Source organism: Cognatishimia sp. WU-CL00825, assembly GCF_040364665.1.
Taxonomy (GTDB): Bacteria; Pseudomonadota; Alphaproteobacteria; order Rhodobacterales; family Rhodobacteraceae; genus Cognatishimia.
The window spans coordinates 73,622-91,916 of sequence record NZ_BAABWX010000003.1 but is presented as its reverse complement, the minus strand read 5'-3'; the positions used below and the strand labels follow the sequence as shown (position 1 = coordinate 91,916).

The following is an 18,295-nucleotide window of genomic DNA, read 5'->3' as shown; positions in this document are numbered from 1 at the left end:
GGCTCAAAAGTCGACAGCGATGCCCTTTTTCTCCCAGTCGCCAAACCGCACTGGTTCCGGCCCATCTCGACCCCCAAGCTCTGGTGCAAGCTTCAGCGCGTCTGCTTTGGCGCGCCGTTCCTCGGCCTCTGCCAAAGCGCGTTGTGCCGCGGGGGGTAGGTCTTTTTTAATTTCGCTCATGGTGCGGGGTTCCTTTCGCAACGCCCCCTTGATATACGCGCGCATCCTCAAAGGACAAGTGAATCAGGAGTTTCCCCATGTCGCAAACCGGCGTACAAGCGCGGCGCAGTGCTGTTTATCTGCTGGATCAAGTGTTGGGCGAAGGCCGGCTGATGTCCGAATTGATTGGCGCAGGTGCGCTGGACAAGTTGCAACCGGCAGATCGTGCCACTGCACAACGTTTGGCCACTGAAACCTTGCGCGGGATCGAGCGCGCAGATCGGTTGCTGCAAAAGCATTTGCAAAAATACCCACCTTTGACCGTGCATAATGCCCTGCGTATTGCCACGGTAGAACTATGCCAGGGCGGGGCCGCACATGGGATCGTGAACAGCGCCGTGGAAATAGTTGGGGCGAACAAGCGTACGGCGTCGATGAAGGGGTTGGTGAATGCGGTATTGCGCAAGATCGCCGCTACCGGGGTCGAGCTTTGGCCAACTTTGCGCACGCCGCGCATGCCAAAATGGATCCGCGACCCTTTGGTTGCGGCCTATGGCAATGATGTGGTCGCCAAGATGGAAGTTGCGCATTTTGCTGGTGCGCCTTTGGACCTGATGGCCAAGGGCGATCACGGCGCTTTGCAACGCTCGCTTGGTGGCGAATTGCTGGAGAATAACACTGTGCGTCTGACAGATGCAGGCCAGGTCTCGATGTTGCCGGGCTTTAAAAGGGGCAGCTGGTGGGTGCAGGATGCGGCGGCTTCGATCCCGGTTCAGGTTCTGGACCCCAAAGAGGGAGAATCTGTGCTCGAGCTTTGCGCGGCTCCTGGTGGCAAAACCATGCAGATTGCTGCTACGGGAGCCCAGGTGCGCGCCGTTGACAGCAGCAAAAACCGCATGGTGCGGGTGCGCGAAAATTTGAAACGCACGCGTTTCAAGGCCGAATTGGTTGTGGGCGACGCGCTGGAAGAAACGGGTTCCTGGGATGTGATCTTGTTGGATGCGCCCTGTTCGGCCACAGGCACGATGCGCCGGCATCCGGATTTGCCCTTTGCCAAGGATGGCAGCGAATTTGGGGAATTGATCGATTTGCAGAGCCAGATGCTGGATCATGCCATTGGTTTGCTAAAACCAGGTGGACGTTTGGTGTTTTGCACCTGTTCGTTGCTGCCCGACGAAGGCGAATGTCAGGTTGAGGATGCTTTGGCACGTCACAGCGACATATCCACCGATGTCGCTGCATTGAAAGTGCCGGGGGTTGATCCTGCGTGGATCACCGAAGAAGGCGGCTTGCGTCTGCGACCAGACTATTGGGCTGACAAGGGCGGTATGGATGGTTTCTACATTGCGTGTTTGCGCAAAAGCTAAGACGTTTATGTGTCTAAGCTGTGGGTTTGAACTGGTCTGATTCGTAAATTTTTATCCATTGTAAAAAGGCGCTGTTCGGCGATTTTTTGCAGGGATCAGGCTTGTTGATTGAATCGGTGACATTGTTTTGATTGCCGCGTACACTTTGCCCAAACGCCACAAGAGCGTAGAGGCAGATTTGATGATTAAGCCAAAGGGCCATTCCAATCGTTTGGGCGCGCGATACACGCGTTTCATGAATCGTGTGCATGCCCGTTTGAGCACACTTGCGCAGCCTGCGACGCTATTTACGTCTATGCCAGAACCTCGGGCGATTGGTGTTTTTGCCAAGGGGCGCCAGCTGTTGGCAGGAAATTTCCTTTTTGCTGGCTATTTGATCGTGCGGCCCAATACCTCCATTTGGTATTTGCAAGCTCCAGACGAAGAATTTTCAAAAGAAATTCAGGGATTTACCTGGTTGGACGATCTGGCCGCCGTTGGCGATAGCGCGTCACGAGCAAAGGCTCAGGCTTGGATTTGGGAATGGATAGACCTGTTTGGTGACGGCAAGGGCACTGGGTGGACACCAGAATTAACCGGGCGGCGATTGATACGTTGGATCAACCACGCCATTTTTTTGATGCGGGGGCTCGATAAAGAACGCTCGGATGCCTTTTACCAGTCGCTAGGCCAACAAACGATTTTTCTGGCGCGCCGATGGCAAAGTTCTGCGCATGGAATCAGCCGTTTCGAAGCACTTGCTGGGTTGATTTATGCTGGCTTGGCTTTGGAGGGCATGTCCAAACACGTCGGACCTGCCCTGAAAGCGCTGTCCAAAGAATGCAAAGAGCAGATTGATTCTGAAGGCGGGTTACGCACCCGTAATCCGGAAGAGCTGTTAGAGGTTTTCACTTTATTGACCTGGGTCAGCGCGGCGCTGCACGAGGCGGGCAGAGAGCCAAGCGAGATACACCAAAAAGCGATAGAACAGATCGCACCGACTTTGCGCACATTGCGTCATTCAGACGGAGGATTGGCGCGGTTCCATGGCGGTGGACGTGGCTTAGAAGGCCGTTTGGATTCAGCGCTTGCGGCGAGCGCAACAAAAGAACGCAACGCCGATGGGTTGTCGATGGGATATGCGCGGCTGTCCTCTGGGCGTACCAGCGTGATTATTGATGCAAGTTCGCCCCCTTCTGATGATTTCTCGTTGAATGCTCATGCGTCGACCTTGGCATTTGAGTTAACAAGCGGCCGTCGGCCGGTGATTGTGAATTGTGGTTCTGGGGCTAGTTTTGGCGAAGACTGGCGGCGGGCAGGGCGCGCGACACCCAGCCATTCGACATTAACTTTGGATGGGTTTTCTTCGGCGCGGCTTGGCGAGTCCGGTCGTGGCAAGGGCTGGCGCGACGAGCGCTTGGTCGATGTGCCAAAAGAAGTTCCCATTCAGATGAGTCAAGCCAGCGATGGCTTGCGGTTTGAGGGCGGTCACGATGGTTATCTGGCGACCCATGGGCTGACGCATGCGCGCACACTCGAGCTGACCTTTGATGGGCGTGGCATGGTGGGCGAGGATCTTTTGCTGTCGATGTCCGACCCGTCAAAACGACAATTTGACCGGGTCATGGACGCGAAATCCTTGCAGGGAATCCCCTATCAGTTGCGATTCCATTTGCATCCGGATGTGGATGCAACCTTGGATATGGGCGGTGCGGCGGTGTCGATTGCGCTTAAGAGCAGCGAGATTTGGGTGTTTCGACACAATTCTGGCGGGTATTTACAGTTGGAACCTTCGGTTTATTTAGAAAAAGGGCGATTAAAGCCCCGTGCGGCCAAACAGATTGTTCTATCTGGTGTCGCAATGGAGTATGCGACGCGCATCCGGTGGTCTTTGGCAAAGGCACAAGATTCTGCAATTGCCATTCGAGATCTGAACCGGGACGAGCTGGACCTGACACACTGACCTTGGAAACACTGATCTGATGACCGACATGACCCCCATCCGCCGCGCCTTGATTTCTGTATCTGACAAAACCGGACTTATTGAGCTTGGCCAAGCTCTGAGTGCGCGTGGCGTAGAGCTGCTGTCGACCGGGGGGTCTGCTAAAACGCTGCGCGACGCAGGTCTTGTTGTGAAAGATGTTGCGGATGTGACCGGCTTTCCAGAAATGATGGACGGGCGCGTGAAAACTTTGCATCCAAAGGTGCATGGTGGTTTGCTGGCGCTGCGGTCAAACGATGCCCATGTGGCGGCGATGCAGGAACATGACATCGCGCCGATCGATCTACTGGTCGTGAACCTGTATCCATTTGAAGCGACTGTTGCGGCAGGTGCCGATTATGACACCTGTATCGAAAATATCGACATTGGTGGACCAGCAATGATTCGGGCGGCTGCAAAAAACCATGGCGATGTGACCGTGGTTGTTGACGTGGCTGACTATGACAAGCTTTTGGGTGATATGGATCAACACAATGGCGCGACCTGCCCCAAATTTCGCAAGAAACTGGCGCAAGTCGCCTATGCGCGCACCGGCGCGTATGATGCGGCTGTGTCGACCTGGATGGCAGGCGCAATTGGTGTAGAAGCGCCACGTCGCCGGGCTGTGGCTGGCACTTTGGCACAGACACTGCGCTACGGTGAAAACCCGCACCAGAAGGCGGCTTTCTATGTCGATGGAACTGGTCGTCCCGGCGTGGCTACAGCACAACAGCATCAAGGTAAGGAACTGTCCTACAATAACATCAATGACACCGATGCGGCCTTTGAATTGGTATCTGAGTTTGATCCGGCCGACAGCGCAGCTTGTGCAATCATCAAGCACGCCAACCCGTCTGGTGTGGCCAAGGGTGCCACGTTGCTGCAGGCCTATAAGTCAGCTTTTGATTGTGACCGCACATCAGCCTTTGGCGGCATTGTGGCGCTAAACCAGCCGCTGGACGCTGAAACCGCCACGGCTATAACTGAGATATTCACCGAAGTGGTGATTGCGCCGGGGGCCAGCGAAGAGGCAAAGGCTATTTTTGCCAAGAAAAAGAACCTGCGCTTACTGACCACAGAAGGCCTAGCGAACCCTCTGGAAGCAGCCAATACCATCCGTCAGGTGTCCGGCGGTTACTTGATGCAAGATAAAGATAACGGTTTTGTTGGCTTGGATGATTTGAAGGTTGTGACCAAAGTGGCACCAACCGACGATCAGTTGCGCGACCTTTTGTTTGCCTGGAAAGTGGCAAAACACGTAAAATCCAACGCAATTGTTTACGTGAAAGACGCGGCGACTGTTGGCGTTGGTGCAGGCCAGATGAGCCGTTTGGATTCGGCTTTGATTGCAGCGACCAAAGCAGAGCGCATGGCCCAGGCAATGGGCTTGGATGAATCGCTGGCCAAAGGGGCTGCGGTTGCGTCTGATGCGTTTTTCCCGTTTGCCGATGGCTTGCTGGAAGCAGCAGCGGCAGGCGCGTCATGCGTCATTCAGCCGGGTGGTTCGATGCGCGATGAAGAGGTGATTGCCGCGGCAGATGAAGCGGGTTTAGCGATGGTCTTCACCGGCATGCGCCACTTCCGTCATTAAAGAATTGGCCTGTCAGCGTCGGGCTGACAGGCCCAAATTAGGTGCCCAGCAAGAGGTCTGTTAAAAGGCCCAGTCAGGGACTGTGGGAATAAACCACAAAACAGCGCATAACGCGCGAGGACAGAGGAACGAGCGATGCGACTCGTATTTTGGGCAGGGTTTTGGGCGTTTATCGTGGACCAAGCAAGCAAGTACCTTGTGGTGCATGCCTTGGATTTGCAAGACGTGCAGCGCATCGAAGTGCTGCCTCCTTTTTTGAATTTTCATATGGCTTGGAACCAAGGTATTAATTTTGGTCTATTTGCTGATGACAGTGGTGTGGCGCGTTGGATTTTGATCATCATCGCGTTTGCGATCAGTGCGTTTGTTTACTATTGGGTTCAAAAGGACCGTCCCGGAAAACTGGGTATGGTCGCCGCGGGCTTATTAATTGGCGGGGCATTGGGGAATGTTGTTGACCGGTTGCTTTATGGAGCAGTGGCGGATTTTCTGAATATGTCCTGCTGCGGAATCAACAATCCATATGCGTTTAATGTTGCCGATATTTCAATTTTTGCGGGCGCGCTTGGTCTCGCGTTTTGGGGCGGAGCGAAAAAGCAGGCGTGACGCGCGTGCAGCGATGCGTTAAAGCTGACGGAAATGGCAGGAGTATGGCGATGCGCATGACGCGGGCAGTATTATTCGGATTGGCGTTGTTGGTATCAGCTTGTGCCAATGAAAGAGGTATCCGCGTGCTGTCGTCTGATGATGACGGCCCAGATGAATTTGCGATCATTCCGACCAAGCCACTGGTTGCGCCGGAGAACTATACAACATTGCCTGCGCCCACCCCCGGGGGCAATAACGTGACCGATCAGCAACCGCTCAATGATGCGGCGGCCGCATTGGGTGGCGTCAAGACCACAGCTTCAAGCGGGCAGGCCTATCCAAGCGCCGATGGATCTTTGGTAAGCTATGCTGCGCGGCGCGGGGCCGGAGCGGAAGTGCGCGCCCAGTTGGCCCAAGATGATGAAGTTATCCGTGGCCGCTTTGCCCGCTTTACCGGTTGGCGTTTGGCCAAGCCTGATCGCTATAACGAGGTCTATCGCGGCTATCATTTGAACGCCTATCGCGAGTTGGCGGTTTGGCGCGCCCGAGGTGTGAAAACACCAACAGCCCCTTCCGCCCCGTAACAACCAAATTCTCACAAACGCGTTGAAAGGGTTGAAGCCCTGCGTGCAGAGCGTAACTATCCCTCATAAATAAATTTGAGGAGAGTGTTTTGCGGCGCATGATAATGCTGGCGGGAATTACCGTTTTAGCGGCTTTGCCTTTACGAGCCCAGGAGATGGTGACCGATTTCGTTTTGGACAACGGAATGCAAGTGGTTGTTGTCGAGGATCACCGGGCACCGGTGGTGATGCACATGGTTTGGTACAAAGCCGGATCTGCAGATGAAAAGCCGGGTGTCTCGGGTGTGGCGCATTTCTTGGAGCACTTGTTGTTCAAGGGCACCGAAAAACTGGAGCCTGGGGAATTTTCTAAAGTGGTGTCTGCGAATGGTGGACGCGACAATGCGTTTACCAGCTATGATTATACCGCTTATCACCAACGCGTCGCCGCCGATCGTCTGGAATTAATGATGCGGATGGAGAGCGACCGCATGGTGAATATTCGCCTGTCAGAGGATGAAATTCTGACCGAACGGGACGTGATCATCGAGGAACGCAATCAACGCACTGAAAACAGCGCCGGTGCGTTGTTTCGAGAGCAGCGCAACGCTGCGCAATATTTAAACCACCGTTATGGCGTGCCTATTATTGGTTGGCGTCATGAAATGGAGCAGCTCTCCCTTGAGGATGCGTTGGAGTACTACCAGACCTATTATGCGCCAAATAACGCTGTGCTTGTTGTTGCAGGAGATGTGTATCCGGACGAGGTGAAGGCCTTGGCGGAAACATATTATGGGGTGATTCCGGCGAATCCTGATCTGCCAGAGCGGGCTCGGCCGCAGGATCCGCCACAGACGTCAGCTCGTCGCATGAAATTTCACGATCCACGCGTGGCTCAGGAATATGTCACGCGGTCTTATTTGGCCCCAGAACGCGATTCTGGTGCGCAACAAGAGGCGGCGGCTTTGACATTACTGGCACAGGTCTTAGGGCAGGGGCCAAATTCTGTCTTGGCCAAAGAATTGCAGTTTGGCAGCAAACAAGCTGTTTATGTGTCGTCGTTTTATAGCGGCGTGTCCTTGGATGACACGACATTCAATCTGGTGATTGTGCCTGCACAGGGGGTGTCGCTGCAAGAAGCAGAGACGGCACTTGATGCGACAGTGGTGAAGTTCTTGGAAGAGGGTGTTGATACGGATCAACTTGAGCGGATCAAAATGCAAATGCGCGCCAGTCAGATTTATGCGCGCGATGCAGCTGACTCTGTTGGCAACCGATATGGACGTGCTTTGACAAGCGGTTTGAAAATCGAAGATGTGCGCGCTTGGCCCGAACTTTTGCAAGAGGTGACAGAAGCCGACATTCTTGCTGCCGCCAAGCAGGTTTTTGACATTGATCGCTCGGTCACTGGATGGTTGATGCGCCCCCAAACAATGACAGAGGTGAGCCAATGAAGCGGATTATTATTGCGGCTTTCGCCTTGATGGCGGCACTGCCCGCGCGCGCAGAAATCGCGATTCAAGAGGTTGTGAGCCCCGGGGGCGTCACAGCTTGGTTGGTCGAGGAGCATTCGATCCCATTTGTGGCGCTTGAGTTGCGCTTTAAAGGCGGGGCCACGTTGGATTTACCCGGTAAACGCGGGGCGACCAATTTGATGATTGGCTTGTTGGAAGAAGGCACAGGCGAGATGGACGCGCAGGAATTTGCGCGTGCTACCGAGGAGCTCGCGGCGAATTTTGACTATGATGTTTACGATGACGCCGTGATGATTTCGGCGCGGTTTTTGACAGAAAACAGAGACGCTGCGGTGGATTTGCTGCGAAAATCGGTTGTGATGCCACGCTTTGATCAGGTGTCGATTGATCGGGTCCGCGAGCAGGTTGCTAGTATTATTCGGTCGGATGCCAAGGACCCGGATCGTATCGCTGGCAATACTTTTGATGCTTTGGCGTTTGGGGATCATCCCTATGCGACTTCTTTGAATGGTACATTGGACAGTCTGGCAGCGCTGCAGCGTGACGACATTGTGACGGCCCATAAAAACGCGCTGGCGTTGGATCGGGTTTATGTTTCTGCAGTTGGGGACATCACCGCCGATGAGCTCGGCACGCTAATTGATCAGCTTTTGCAAGGCCTGCCAGCAACCGGGACAGCGTTGCCCGTGCAAGCAACCTATCAATTGAACGGTGGCGAAACACTGGTGGATTTCGAAACTCCTCAATCTGTTGCTATTTTTGGTCACGAGGGCATCAAACGCGATGATCCTGATTTCTTTGCAGCCTATATTCTGAACGTTATTTTAGGAGGGGGGAGCTTTGATAGCCGCTTGATGACCGAAGTGCGTGAGAAACGCGGCCTGACCTATGGGGTGAATACCTTTTTGGTCGCCAAAGATCTGGCGCAGGTTTATTTGGGCAGTGTTGCATCCGCCAATGATCGGATAACACAAGCAGTGGATGTTATTCGCAGTGAATGGGCACGTATGGCATCAGTCGGACCAACGCCGGAAGAGCTGGAGAAGGCCAAAACCTTTTTGACCGGTGCTTACCCATTGCGATTTGACGGCAATGGGCCAATTGCCAATATCCTGGTTGGGATGCAGATGGATGAGCTGCCGATAGACTATGCGGCCACCCGCAATGACAAGGTGAATGCGGTGACCTTGCCTGAAATTCAACGGGTTGCGAAACGTCTGTTGCGGCCTGAAGACCTGCATTTTGTGATTGTCGGACAGCCCGTTAAGCAGGGGGATTAATCCGCGGGACGTTAAAAAAATGAAGGGGCGCGGTAAGTGACATCACTGCGCCACTGATCAAAGCGAGGTGCTATGATAACAGCTTTTGAAACCACTCGTTTAAAGGTTCATAACTGGAATGTCGCAGTCGATAACGGTGTTGCTTCAGAGTGGCTTGAGGCTGGATTGACAACCTTGCTGACACCCGCGGTGTTGCGCCATCTGCCACCGCCATTGCAGTTGTCTGGACAGCCAAATCAAATTGCTGAATGGGTGGCTCAGCAGGCGCAAGAAGGCGAGACTTTTCTGGTCACAGACCGAAATTCAGGCGACGTTATCGGGTTGCTGATTATTGCGGAATTTGACCAATCAACTGGGGTAAAGCAAATGCACATTGGCTATTTGCTTGCCCAAACCGTTTGGGGGCAAGGGATCGCATCAGAACTCCTACAAGGGTTGGTGTCGTCAATTCCAACCGGACAAAACTTGCAAATTTTGGGTGGTGTGGTGGCTGAAAATGCGGGATCTGCGCGTGTGCTGCAAAAGTCGGGCTTTCAGGTCAACAAGTCGATGTCGACGCCGGAAACAGATATGTATGAGTTGATCATCGCTTGATTCTACCGGTTCTAGGTCTGCGCGAGTTGATGGAAATCATCCCATTCCAAGACAGAAATCATCGGGCCTGCACCGGGTACAGACGCGGTGGTATTCTTAGCAATAGCGCTGCCCAAAATACCCACTTTTATGCCGCGCAGATGGCGCAGCGGACCGATCAAAACAAAGTTCAGATGCGGCCATATCGCCAGTACGGCGGCTTGACCCAGACCATAGCGGTTTTCAGGTGTCAGAATATTGCTGGGGTGAAACAAACTTAGTCGAGCAAATTCCAGTCCCCGGAGAGCATTTTCCAATTCGCCTTTACTGCGCAAATAAAACACGCGCGATGTTGGGCTCACTCCCACAGACGACAACAGTTGGAAGTGTTTGATGCCGTGGGTTTTGCAGGTTTGGCCAAATGCGATGACCGCATCGCGGTCAACCCGTAGAAATTCTTCTTTGCTTACCGAGGAAGCCGCCCCAACGCCTAATGTGCAGATTGCCGTGTCGTGCCCAGCCACAAGGTTTGCATAGGTCTTGGGATCAAGCGGATCAACAATGTGTTCCACGATTTTTGCATCATCGACAGCGCTAAGTGGGCGACGTGTCAAAACGGTGATCCGCGCCACCGTTGGCATGGCGATCAATGTGCGCAGCACTTCAGTGCCCACCGCACCCGTGGCACCAAGAAGCGCCACATGGTGCGGTTGGTTCTGTTCATTCACCGTAAGGGACCCAAATATTTTTGATATCTGTTGCGGCGGCCAAGAAGTTTTGGCCTTCGCCCTCGCTGCCCAACCAGTCGCGCGATTGGGCGTTGTTCACCCATGTGCGTTTTAAATTGCCCGCGCTGCGTGCTTCGATGTCAGCCGAAATATCAGACGAACTGAAACTCCATACACTATCAACATTCAGGTGATCAGCTAGTGTTTGTGAAAGCTCTGTGTGATTGCCAGAAACAATATTCACCACACCTGCCGGCACGTCTGATGTTTCGAGTACCTGGTAGAAATCAAGCGCAGCCAAGGGGAAGGCTTCGGAGGCGGTCAAGACAATGCGATTTCCCATCGCAATGGCAGGGGCCATAAGCGAGACAAGGCCCAACAGGGGCGCGTCGTCTGGGCAAATCGCGCCAATAACACCCAATGGCTCTTTCATGGCCAGCGCAACACCCCGGATTGGAACACCATGCACCTGCCCGTCGTATTTGTCGGCCCATGCAGCATAAGTGAACAGTCGCGAAATAGCGGTTTCGACTTCGGTTTGACCACCGCGTTTGCCAGTCAGAGCGTTGATGCGTTTTGCAAATTCATCTGCGCGCGCGGAGAGGTTTTCAGCGATGTAATACAGAATTTGCGCCCGCAGGTGGCCCGTGGTTTTGGACCAAGCTTTTGCACCTGCCGCCGCTTCGACGGCGTTGCGAATGTCTTTGCGATTGGCGATCGGGGCCTGCCCCAAAAGCTTGCCCTTGGGGGAATAGATATTCTGGGAATAGCCCCCATCCGGACGGGCTTGTTTACCTCCAATATACAGTTTGGATGTGCGATCCAGTGGATCTGTTGGACCGTCATCTCCAGAAAAGGCGTCGATTTTGGACAGTTTTTTGGTTTTGCGAGTGGGTTTTGTATAGGCTTGCAAGCCCTCCCAGCCGCCTTCACGGCCAAAGCCGCTTTCACGGACGCCGCCAAATCCTGCGGCCGCATCAAATAGGTTTGTTGCGTTGATCCAAACCACACCCGCCACCAGTTTTGGTGCAACGTCTAGGGCGAGATTGACGTTCTCGGTCCAAAGCGTTGCGGCAAGGCCATAACGTGTGTTGTTGGCGATTTCGACGGCTTCAGCGGGGGTGCGAAAGGTCATTGAGCACAGTACAGGGCCAAAGATTTCCTCTTGCATCAATGTCGAAGCGGTTGACAGTCCGGTGACTAAAGTCGGCGCATAGAAACAGCCTTCGGAAGGCAGAGGGGCCGCTGATTTATAGGTTTCGCCATCTGCGTTACCGTCGACCATGTCGCTTATGGCCTGCAACTGTATTGGGTCGACGATGGCACCAACATCAATGCATTTGTCCAATGGGTTGCCAATCCGCAGCCCATCCATGCGGGTGCGCAGTTTTTGGTAAAACCGTTCTGCGATGCCTTCTTGCACCAAGAGGCGTGAACCCGCGCAACAAACTTGGCCTTGGTTGAACCAAATGGCATCAACCAGCCCTTCAATGGCAGAATCGATGTCAGCGTCTTCAAAGACGATGTAGGGCGACTTTCCACCCAGTTCGAGTGTCAGTGCTTTTCCAGATCCAGCGGTGGCTTGGCGAATTTTGCGACCTACAGATGTCGACCCAGTAAAGGCAATTTTGTTGATGTCAGGGTGATTGACGATCAGCTCGCCCACCGCGCCATCGCCGGTCACAATATTTATGACGCCATTGGGCAGCCCGGCCTGTCGGCAGATATCTGCAAACAAAAGCGCAGTTAGTGACGTGTACTCTGCAGGCTTTAGAACCACCGTGTTGCCCATGGCGATGGCTGGTGCAACTTTCCAGGCCAGCATGAGCAGAGGGAAATTCCACGGCACGATTTGACCACAGACGCCAAGCGCCTCGCGGTCAGGCAATTCGCTGTCCATCAGCTGTGCCAGGCCCGCGTGATAGTAAAAGTGGCGTTGTACCAGTGGAATATCGATGTCGCGGCTTTCGCGGATCGGTTTTCCGTTGTCTAGGCTTTCCAAAACCGCAAACAGACGGCTATGCTTTTGAATAAGTCGCGCTATGGCATAGAGAAACCGCGCTCGGTTGTGGCCGGGTAGGGCGGCCCATTTGCCTTGTGCGGTGCGCGCGGCTTTTACCGCGGCGTCCACATCAGATTGGGTGGCTTGCGACAAGGTGGCCAAAACTTCGCCATTTGCCGGGTTTTTGCTTTCGAAACTGTCCGTCGCCTGGGTGAACTGACCGTTTATAAAATGGCCAAACGCTGCTCCCTGATCAACCAACCACGCCAAAGCTTCCGCGGCAGATTCCGGGGCCAAGCCATAGTCCATCGTGTCAAATATCTCTTTTACAGTCATTGTGCTTGTTCCTATCCGATGGCGTGGCGGTAGCCAGCGGAATATGTGCCGGTAACGTGGTGTTCAAGTTGGCGTTCGATGTCGCCCAGCAAGGATGAGGCGCCAAAGCGAAAGAGATCGGGCTGCAGCCAGCGATCGCCCAGTTCGTCTTTGATCAGGGCCAAATAAACCAGCGCGTCCTTCGCTTTCGAAATCCCACCCGCAGGTTTGTAGCCGACGCGGTATCCGGTGCGTTCGTAATAGTCCCTGATTGCGCGGATCATCACCAAGGACACAGGCAATGTCGCATTCACGCTTTCCTTGCCGGTTGATGTTTTGATGAAATCAGCCCCGGCCATCATGCAAATAAGCGACGCGCGGGCAACATTTCTAAGCGTGCCCAATTCGCCAGTCGCCAAAATGGCCTTGACGTGGGCAACACCGCAGGCTTCGCGGAAGCTGCGCATTTCGTCATATAGGGCCTGCCAATTGCCTTGCAGCACATGGCGTCTTGTAATGACAATGTCGATTTCCTTGGCTCCGGCTGTCACCGATTGGCGAATTTCTTCAACGCGCAGATGAAAGGGGGATAGCCCGGCGGGAAAACCCGTGGAAACTGCCGCTACAGGAATACTGGTGCCCGCCAATGCGGTCACCGCCGTGTCGATCATATCGTGATAAACACAGATCGCACCGGTTGTCAGATCTGGCACACCAAGCTTTTCAAGCAACTCTTGGCGCACCGGCTGCTTTGCTTTGGCGCAAAGGCGCTTTACGCGACCTTCTGTGTCGTCCCCGGACAGAGTTGTGAGATCGATAAGTGAAATCGCTTTGAGCAACCAAGCAGCTTGATGGTCTTTTTTAACAGACCGGCGACCAGAAATGGTTTTCGCGCGACGTTCAATGGCCGAGGTATTGGCTTGCACGGATTGAACCCAGTCAAGGTCCAGGGCCATGCCGGGATTACGCGGCTCAACGGCCTGGGGCAGTTGGTGCGTATCTGTGTGTTGGGTGGTTTTTTGCATGTTCGCTCTTGATCAGGTCGCCTTTACGCTGTCACGCATTTCCCTCATTTTCAAGCGGATCTGTCCATAATCACTTTCATTTTTGTCCAGAAGGTCAAGTTTACTTTGCGAATAATTCTCAATTGCGTTGACTTTTTTGCGAATAATTCTCATAAACAACTGAACAGATCAAGGACGTGCGAAATGCGATTCTCTAGACGACTCTTTATGGCGGCGGCAGCTGCGTTGCTGGCAGCACCGGTTTATGCCGCAGAAAAGCTGTCGATTGTGGCGACCACAGGGATGATTGCTGATGCTGCGCGTCAGATCGGTGGCGAACTGGTTGATGTGCGGGGGCTGATGGGCCCCGGCGTTGACCCGCATGCTTATCGTCAGACCCGCACAGATATTGTTGCGATGACCCGCGCTGATCTTGTTTTGTGGCACGGACTATTTTTGGAAGCTCAAATGGAAGATTTCTTTCATGATCTGGGCGAAAGACGCAATGTGGTTGCCGTGGCAGAGGGCCTGGCCAAAGACGCGTTGCGCGGCCATGACGACTATGCCGATAAATACGATCCGCATGTTTGGATGAACCCGGCCTTGTGGCGCGATGTTGTTGCAGAAGTACGAGATGCTTTGATTGCAACGCAGCCAGAAAATTCCGCGATGTTTGAAGCCAATGCTGACGCCCATATGGCAGAGCTGGACCGTTTGGTGACCTATTCTAAAACAGCGCTGGCCACTGTGCCGTCAGAAGCGCGTGTTTTAGTTACAGCTCATGATGCCTTTGGGTATTTTGGCGCGGCTTATGATTTTGATGTGCTGGGTATTCAGGGAATTTCCACCCAATCCGAGGCCGGCTTGAACCGCATTGGAGCCTTGGTTGACCTGCTGGTCGAGCGCCAGATAAGCGCAGTGTTTGTCGAGAGTTCGGTGTCTGATCGCAGCATGCGCGCCTTGATCGAAGGGGCGGCCGCGAAAGGTCACAAAGTTTCTGTCGGCGGGGAACTTTTCAGCGACGCAATGGGCAGCGAAGGTACATACGAGGGCACCTATATTGGAATGCTTGACCACAATGTCACCGTGATAGCCGGGGCACTTGGGGGCGACGTGCCAGCGCGTGGCATGGATAACAAACTTAGCGCAGGATTTTAGAGCATGAGCCCGACACTGACATTGGCTGCAAAACATGGGGTATCCGCGCTGCCCGAAACGCTTGACGCTAGCCCCTTGGCGGTGCGCGGTATGACAGTGTCCTATGGTCAAAAACCCGCAGTTTTCTCTGTGGATATGACCATTCAAGAAGGGGCGATGACGGCGATTATCGGCCCAAATGGGGCAGGTAAGTCCACTTTGCTTAAAGCCGCACTGGGTGTGATCAAACCCTTGGCTGGTCAAGCAACGGTCTTTGGCAAATCGCTTAAGTCACAGCGCGCGCGCATTGCTTATGTGCCACAGCGCGCCAGCGTCGATTGGGATTTCCCGACTCGCGTGATTGATGTGGTAATGATGGGTCTGTTTCGCGAACTTGGCCTTTTGCGCCGCGTACGCGCCAAACATATCGCAAAAGCCACTGAATGTTTGGATCGTGTCGGGATGACAGACTTTGCAGATCGGCAAATTGGTCAATTGTCGGGCGGCCAGCAACAAAGGGTCTTTTTGGCGCGGGCTTTGGCGCAGGGCGCAGATCTGTATTTGCTGGATGAGCCATTTGCGGGTGTTGATGCTGCCACAGAAAAAGCCATTATTTCGGTTCTGAAGTCCCTGAAAGACGAAGGCAAAACTGTTGTTGCGGTGCACCATGATTTGGCCACTGTGGCCGAATATTTTGACCAAGTTTTCTTGATCAATACACGAAAAGTCGCGGAAGGCCCTGTGGCTACGACTTTTAACGCCGAAAACCTAAATGTCGCCTATGGCGGTCGTTTGGCGACGGCGCAGATTGACCAGCTCGAACTTTCGGCTGGCTGATATGTGGATTGACGCCCTGACGTTGCAGCTTGGCTATAACGCCACGCTGGTCGCGCTTGGAGCCATGTTTTTGGGCATTGCGGCGGGTGTGACCGGAACCTTTTTATTTCTACGCAAACGCGCGCTTGTTAGCGATGCTATCAGCCATGCAACGCTGCCCGGTGTTGGCCTGGCCTTTATGGTTATGGTGGCTTTTGGCGGCGATGGGCGCAGTCTGCTTGGCTTGTTGTTTGGGTCGGCGCTTTCAGCTGGGTTTGGTTTGCTGTGTATAGGGTGGCTGACACAACGCACCCGTTTGGCCGAAGACGCAGCGATCGGCGCGGTGCTGTCTGTATTTTTTGGTTTTGGTATTGTCCTGTTGACCATTATTCAAACCATGAGTGCTGGCCGCCAAGCTGGTCTGGAAGGGTTTTTGCTGGGGTCAACAGCTGGAATGCTGTGGAATGATGCGTTGATCATCGCGGTTGGCGGTGCGCTGACATTGGGTCTGGTTCTGGCGTTACGTCGCCCTATGACTTTGGTGGCATTTGATCCGGAATTTGCAGGGGCAAGTGGATTGAACGTAGCCCGCATTGATCTGGCGATCATGGGGCTTGCGATGGCTGTTACGGTGGTGGGCCTCAAGATCGTTGGTCTGATTTTGATTGTGGCCATGTTGATCATTCCGCCGGTCACCGCCCGGTTTTGGACCGATCGCACCGACAGGGTTACCCTATTGTCTGGCTGTGTCGGTGGGGTGTCTGCCTATGTGGGGGCCGGACTGTCGGCCATTGCGCCGGCCTTGCCAACCGGTCCGATTATCGTGCTTGTCAGCTTTGCGTTATTTGTGTTCTCGATCCTGTTTGCACCATCGCGTGGCGTATTGGCGGCGGTATTGCGTCACCTCAGGTTTCAACGTCGCGTGCATATGCGTCAGGGATTGTTAGCCTTGGCGCAGGGGCAGCCGATTTACGAAAGTTTCACATTGCGGCTATTGCGTCGTGCCGGGCTGGTCGAGGCGGACGGGGTGGCCACCGATACTGGGCGCGCGCGTGCCGCAAAAGCACTGCTGGACGAAAAGCGCTGGGCTTTGGTGCGCGCCGATCACGCATTGGAAGGCGCGGCCGCGCTTTACGATGGCTTGCGTGCGCTTGAAACCGTGCTGACAGAGGATCAGATTTCGGAAATTGATCGCAAAATTGGTGGACCACAGGGAGTCAGCGCATGAGCGGTGAAGAATTTGTTCCCCTGAGTTTGACGCCATTGCTTATCGGTGTTTTTGCGGCAATTGCCTGCGCTTTGCCGGGAAACTTTTTGTTGCTGCGTCGCCAAGCGCTGATTGGGGATGCCATAAGTCATGTTGTGTTGCCCGGCATTGTTGTGGCCTTTCTGCTCACAGGTGTTGTCGCGGCTTGGCCGATGATGCTGGGGGCTGCCGGGGCGTCCTTGTTGGCGGTTGGTATGATCGAGGCCATTCGCCGGCTTGGCAAGATTGAACCGGGTGCTGCCATGGGCGTGACTTTCACGTCTATGTTTGCCGGTGGTGTACTGTTGCTTGAACAAACGGACACGTCGTCAGTGCACCTGGATGTGGAGCACGCCCTATATGGCAATTTGGAAAGTTTGATTTGGCTAGACGCCACAGGATGGGGCAGCCTGATGGACCCGGTTGCGCTGGCAGGGTTGCCGGAAGAGCTGATTCGGATTGTTTTGACGCTGTTTGCAGTGCTGCTGTTTATCGCTTTGATGTGGCGACCTCTAAAAATCTCAACCTTTGATCAGGGGTTCGCACAGGCTGTTGGTGTGCCAACGGGCCTGGTTGGATTGGCTTTGGTTATTGTCGCAGCGGTTGCCGCCGTCGCGGCTTTTGACGCGGTTGGGTCAATCATCGTGATTGCGATGTTCATTTGCCCACCAGCGGCAGCCCGTTTAATGACCAACCGGCTGGAAATTCAAATCGCCTGGAGTGTGGTGTTTGCAGTCTTATCTGCGAGCCTAGGCTATGTGCTGGCCGGATATGGGCCACTTTGGCTGGGCTTGGATCACGCTGTCAGCGCGGCAGGTATGATCGCGACCATTTCAGGGCTGGTACTGGCAGCCTGTGCCATTGCTGCCCCATGCCGTGCGCGATCGGGTGCGCCAGCAACTTAAGAACTTGCGTTTTCAAGGTTGTAGCCTCGAAATTCCTTTGCCGTTCTCAGGCTAAGCAGGGTCTTCATTTGTTGCACAGCGGGAATATCTGCCAGTCGATCCCGATAAAGGCTCTCATAATCGCGCGCGTTCCCTGCGGCAACGCGAATGAGAAAGTCAAATTCGCCTGAAATCAAATGGCACTCTAAAACATCGTCCATACGCAAAATCGCTTCTTCAAAAGCTTCTAGGTCGGCGCGCTTGTGTGAGGTGAGCTTGATTTCGATAAAAACCTGGATCTCCAATCCAACCGCAGCCCGATTTATCTGCGCAGCGTAATGGGAAATTCTCCCATCTGTTTCCATCAATTTTACGCGTCTATGACAGGCGGAAAGTGACAATCCGACCTGCTCAGACAGGTTTGCCATCGAAATTTGACTATTTTTTTGTAGAATGGAAAGAATTCGAGTGTCTATTCTGTCCATGGGAAAATTTCCTAATTTCTGAGATAATTTCGCGCTACTTTCCAATATTTTCCGAAAAAGGCGCGAAGTTCAAGATTTATTGCATGCCTTGACAAGATAGGTTGTGGTCGCGTCAGTTTGGC

17 protein-coding genes are annotated in these 18,295 nt (G+C 53.9%); 12 read left to right on the top strand and 5 right to left on the bottom strand.

The annotated features are described in order from the left end of the window. Nucleotides 1-3: 3 nt before the first annotated feature. Entirely contained in the window at nucleotides 4-180 is a 177-nt protein-coding gene (locus ABXG94_RS12600) for a DUF1674 domain-containing protein (RefSeq protein ID WP_353534663.1), read from the bottom strand. Nucleotides 181-257: 77 nt separating this feature from the next. On the opposite strand from ABXG94_RS12600, the gene ABXG94_RS12595 reads away from it, so the two are divergent. From ABXG94_RS12595 to ABXG94_RS12560, 8 genes are all read left to right on the top strand, one after another. After that, complete coding sequence (locus tag ABXG94_RS12595; protein ID WP_353534661.1) at nucleotides 258-1,526, top strand: RsmB/NOP family class I SAM-dependent RNA methyltransferase; 1,269 nt, start codon at nucleotides 258-260, stop codon at nucleotides 1,524-1,526. A 181-nt stretch (nucleotides 1,527-1,707) separates the two neighbouring features. After that, nucleotides 1,708-3,468 carry a heparinase II/III family protein gene (locus ABXG94_RS12590; RefSeq protein WP_353534660.1) on the top strand — a complete coding sequence of 587 codons (1,761 nt, stop codon included), beginning with the start codon at nucleotides 1,708-1,710 and terminating at the stop codon, nucleotides 3,466-3,468. Between the two features lie 19 nt (nucleotides 3,469-3,487). Next, nucleotides 3,488-5,077, top strand: coding sequence for a bifunctional phosphoribosylaminoimidazolecarboxamide formyltransferase/IMP cyclohydrolase (purH, locus tag ABXG94_RS12585; RefSeq protein ID WP_353534659.1), 1,590 nt, complete (start codon nucleotides 3,488-3,490; stop codon nucleotides 5,075-5,077). 135 nt (nucleotides 5,078-5,212) lie between these two features. Next, nucleotides 5,213-5,683 carry a signal peptidase II gene (lspA, locus tag ABXG94_RS12580; RefSeq protein WP_353534658.1) on the top strand — a complete coding sequence of 157 codons (471 nt, stop codon included), beginning with the start codon at nucleotides 5,213-5,215 and terminating at the stop codon, nucleotides 5,681-5,683. A gap of 56 nt (nucleotides 5,684-5,739) precedes the next feature. Next, on the top strand, nucleotides 5,740-6,249 hold the full coding sequence (locus ABXG94_RS12575; protein WP_353534657.1) for a DUF3035 domain-containing protein: 510 nt from the start codon (nucleotides 5,740-5,742) through the stop codon (nucleotides 6,247-6,249). Between the two features lie 98 nt (nucleotides 6,250-6,347). Continuing rightward, entirely contained in the window at nucleotides 6,348-7,682 is a 1,335-nt protein-coding gene (locus tag ABXG94_RS12570) for a M16 family metallopeptidase (RefSeq protein ID WP_353534932.1), read from the top strand. Beyond that, the gene (locus ABXG94_RS12565; RefSeq protein ID WP_353534655.1) at nucleotides 7,679-8,983 is read left to right on the top strand and encodes a M16 family metallopeptidase; all 1,305 of its coding nucleotides are present in this window, start codon (nucleotides 7,679-7,681) and stop codon (nucleotides 8,981-8,983) included. Before ABXG94_RS12570 ends, ABXG94_RS12565 begins: the two co-directional genes overlap by 4 nt. Nucleotides 8,984-9,055: 72 nt before the next feature. After that, on the top strand, nucleotides 9,056-9,577 hold the full coding sequence (locus tag ABXG94_RS12560) for a GNAT family N-acetyltransferase (protein WP_353534653.1): 522 nt from the start codon (nucleotides 9,056-9,058) through the stop codon (nucleotides 9,575-9,577). An 11-nt stretch (nucleotides 9,578-9,588) separates the two neighbouring features. Here ABXG94_RS12560 and ABXG94_RS12555 read toward each other — a convergent pair whose 3' ends face one another. Genes ABXG94_RS12555 through deoC form a run of 3 tightly spaced genes read right to left on the bottom strand, consistent with a single transcriptional unit; the run spans nucleotide 9,589 to nucleotide 13,626 of the window. Continuing rightward, nucleotides 9,589-10,284, bottom strand: a complete 696-nt coding sequence (locus ABXG94_RS12555) for an NAD(P)H-binding protein (RefSeq protein WP_353534652.1) — start codon at nucleotides 10,282-10,284, stop codon at nucleotides 9,589-9,591. Further along, nucleotides 10,277-12,622: an aldehyde dehydrogenase family protein gene (locus ABXG94_RS12550; RefSeq protein WP_353534651.1), complete on the bottom strand. Its 2,346-nt coding sequence runs from the start codon at nucleotides 12,620-12,622 to the stop codon at nucleotides 10,277-10,279. Before ABXG94_RS12550 ends, ABXG94_RS12555 begins: the two co-directional genes overlap by 8 nt. 11 nt (nucleotides 12,623-12,633) lie before the next feature. Beyond that, nucleotides 12,634-13,626 (bottom strand): deoxyribose-phosphate aldolase, encoded by a 993-nt coding sequence (deoC, locus tag ABXG94_RS12545; protein ID WP_353534649.1) that lies wholly within the window; start codon nucleotides 13,624-13,626, stop codon nucleotides 12,634-12,636. Between the two features lie 183 nt (nucleotides 13,627-13,809). Here deoC and ABXG94_RS12540 point away from each other — a divergent pair, with 183 nt between their 5' ends. Genes ABXG94_RS12540 through ABXG94_RS12525 form a run of 4 tightly spaced genes read left to right on the top strand, consistent with a single transcriptional unit; the run spans nucleotide 13,810 to nucleotide 17,709 of the window. Then, the gene (locus ABXG94_RS12540) at nucleotides 13,810-14,763 is read left to right on the top strand and encodes a metal ABC transporter solute-binding protein, Zn/Mn family (protein ID WP_353534648.1); all 954 of its coding nucleotides are present in this window, start codon (nucleotides 13,810-13,812) and stop codon (nucleotides 14,761-14,763) included. A gap of 3 nt (nucleotides 14,764-14,766) precedes the next feature. Continuing rightward, complete coding sequence (locus tag ABXG94_RS12535; RefSeq protein WP_353534646.1) at nucleotides 14,767-15,579, top strand: metal ABC transporter ATP-binding protein; 813 nt, start codon at nucleotides 14,767-14,769, stop codon at nucleotides 15,577-15,579. Between the two features lies 1 nt (nucleotide 15,580). Then, a complete protein-coding gene (locus tag ABXG94_RS12530) occupies nucleotides 15,581-16,786 on the top strand; it encodes a metal ABC transporter permease (protein ID WP_353534929.1) in 1,206 nt (401 codons plus the stop codon). Continuing rightward, nucleotides 16,783-17,709, top strand: a complete 927-nt coding sequence (locus ABXG94_RS12525; protein ID WP_353534645.1) for a metal ABC transporter permease — start codon at nucleotides 16,783-16,785, stop codon at nucleotides 17,707-17,709. The genes ABXG94_RS12530 and ABXG94_RS12525 overlap by 4 nt, the downstream gene beginning before the upstream one ends. Here the strand turns inward: ABXG94_RS12525 and ABXG94_RS12520 are convergent. Next, entirely contained in the window at nucleotides 17,706-18,173 is a 468-nt protein-coding gene (locus ABXG94_RS12520) for an Lrp/AsnC family transcriptional regulator (protein WP_353534643.1), read from the bottom strand. The genes ABXG94_RS12525 and ABXG94_RS12520 overlap by 4 nt on opposite strands. Between the last annotated feature and the right edge of the window lie 122 nt (nucleotides 18,174-18,295).

Excerpts from the sequence above, each read along its gene's own strand:
- ABXG94_RS12600 (WP_353534663.1), bottom strand. The coding sequence starts at position 180 with ATGAGCGAAATTAAAAAAGACCTACCCCCCGCGGCACAACGCGCTTTG.
- ABXG94_RS12595 (WP_353534661.1), top strand. The coding sequence starts at position 258 with ATGTCGCAAACCGGCGTACAAGCGCGGCGCAGTGCTGTTTATCTGCTG.
- ABXG94_RS12590 (WP_353534660.1), top strand. The coding sequence starts at position 1,708 with ATGATTAAGCCAAAGGGCCATTCCAATCGTTTGGGCGCGCGATACACG.
- purH (WP_353534659.1), top strand. The coding sequence starts at position 3,488 with ATGACCGACATGACCCCCATCCGCCGCGCCTTGATTTCTGTATCTGAC.
- lspA (WP_353534658.1), top strand. The coding sequence starts at position 5,213 with ATGCGACTCGTATTTTGGGCAGGGTTTTGGGCGTTTATCGTGGACCAA.
- ABXG94_RS12575 (WP_353534657.1), top strand. The coding sequence starts at position 5,740 with ATGACGCGGGCAGTATTATTCGGATTGGCGTTGTTGGTATCAGCTTGT.
- ABXG94_RS12570 (WP_353534932.1), top strand. The coding sequence starts at position 6,348 with ATGATAATGCTGGCGGGAATTACCGTTTTAGCGGCTTTGCCTTTACGA.
- ABXG94_RS12565 (WP_353534655.1), top strand. The coding sequence starts at position 7,679 with ATGAAGCGGATTATTATTGCGGCTTTCGCCTTGATGGCGGCACTGCCC.
- ABXG94_RS12560 (WP_353534653.1), top strand. The coding sequence starts at position 9,056 with ATGATAACAGCTTTTGAAACCACTCGTTTAAAGGTTCATAACTGGAAT.
- ABXG94_RS12550 (WP_353534651.1), bottom strand. The coding sequence starts at position 12,622 with ATGACTGTAAAAGAGATATTTGACACGATGGACTATGGCTTGGCCCCG.
- deoC (WP_353534649.1), bottom strand. The coding sequence starts at position 13,626 with ATGCAAAAAACCACCCAACACACAGATACGCACCAACTGCCCCAGGCC.
- ABXG94_RS12540 (WP_353534648.1), top strand. The coding sequence starts at position 13,810 with ATGCGATTCTCTAGACGACTCTTTATGGCGGCGGCAGCTGCGTTGCTG.
- ABXG94_RS12535 (WP_353534646.1), top strand. The coding sequence starts at position 14,767 with ATGAGCCCGACACTGACATTGGCTGCAAAACATGGGGTATCCGCGCTG.
- ABXG94_RS12530 (WP_353534929.1), top strand. The coding sequence starts at position 15,581 with ATGTGGATTGACGCCCTGACGTTGCAGCTTGGCTATAACGCCACGCTG.
- ABXG94_RS12525 (WP_353534645.1), top strand. The coding sequence starts at position 16,783 with ATGAGCGGTGAAGAATTTGTTCCCCTGAGTTTGACGCCATTGCTTATC.
- ABXG94_RS12520 (WP_353534643.1), bottom strand. The coding sequence starts at position 18,173 with ATGGACAGAATAGACACTCGAATTCTTTCCATTCTACAAAAAAATAGT.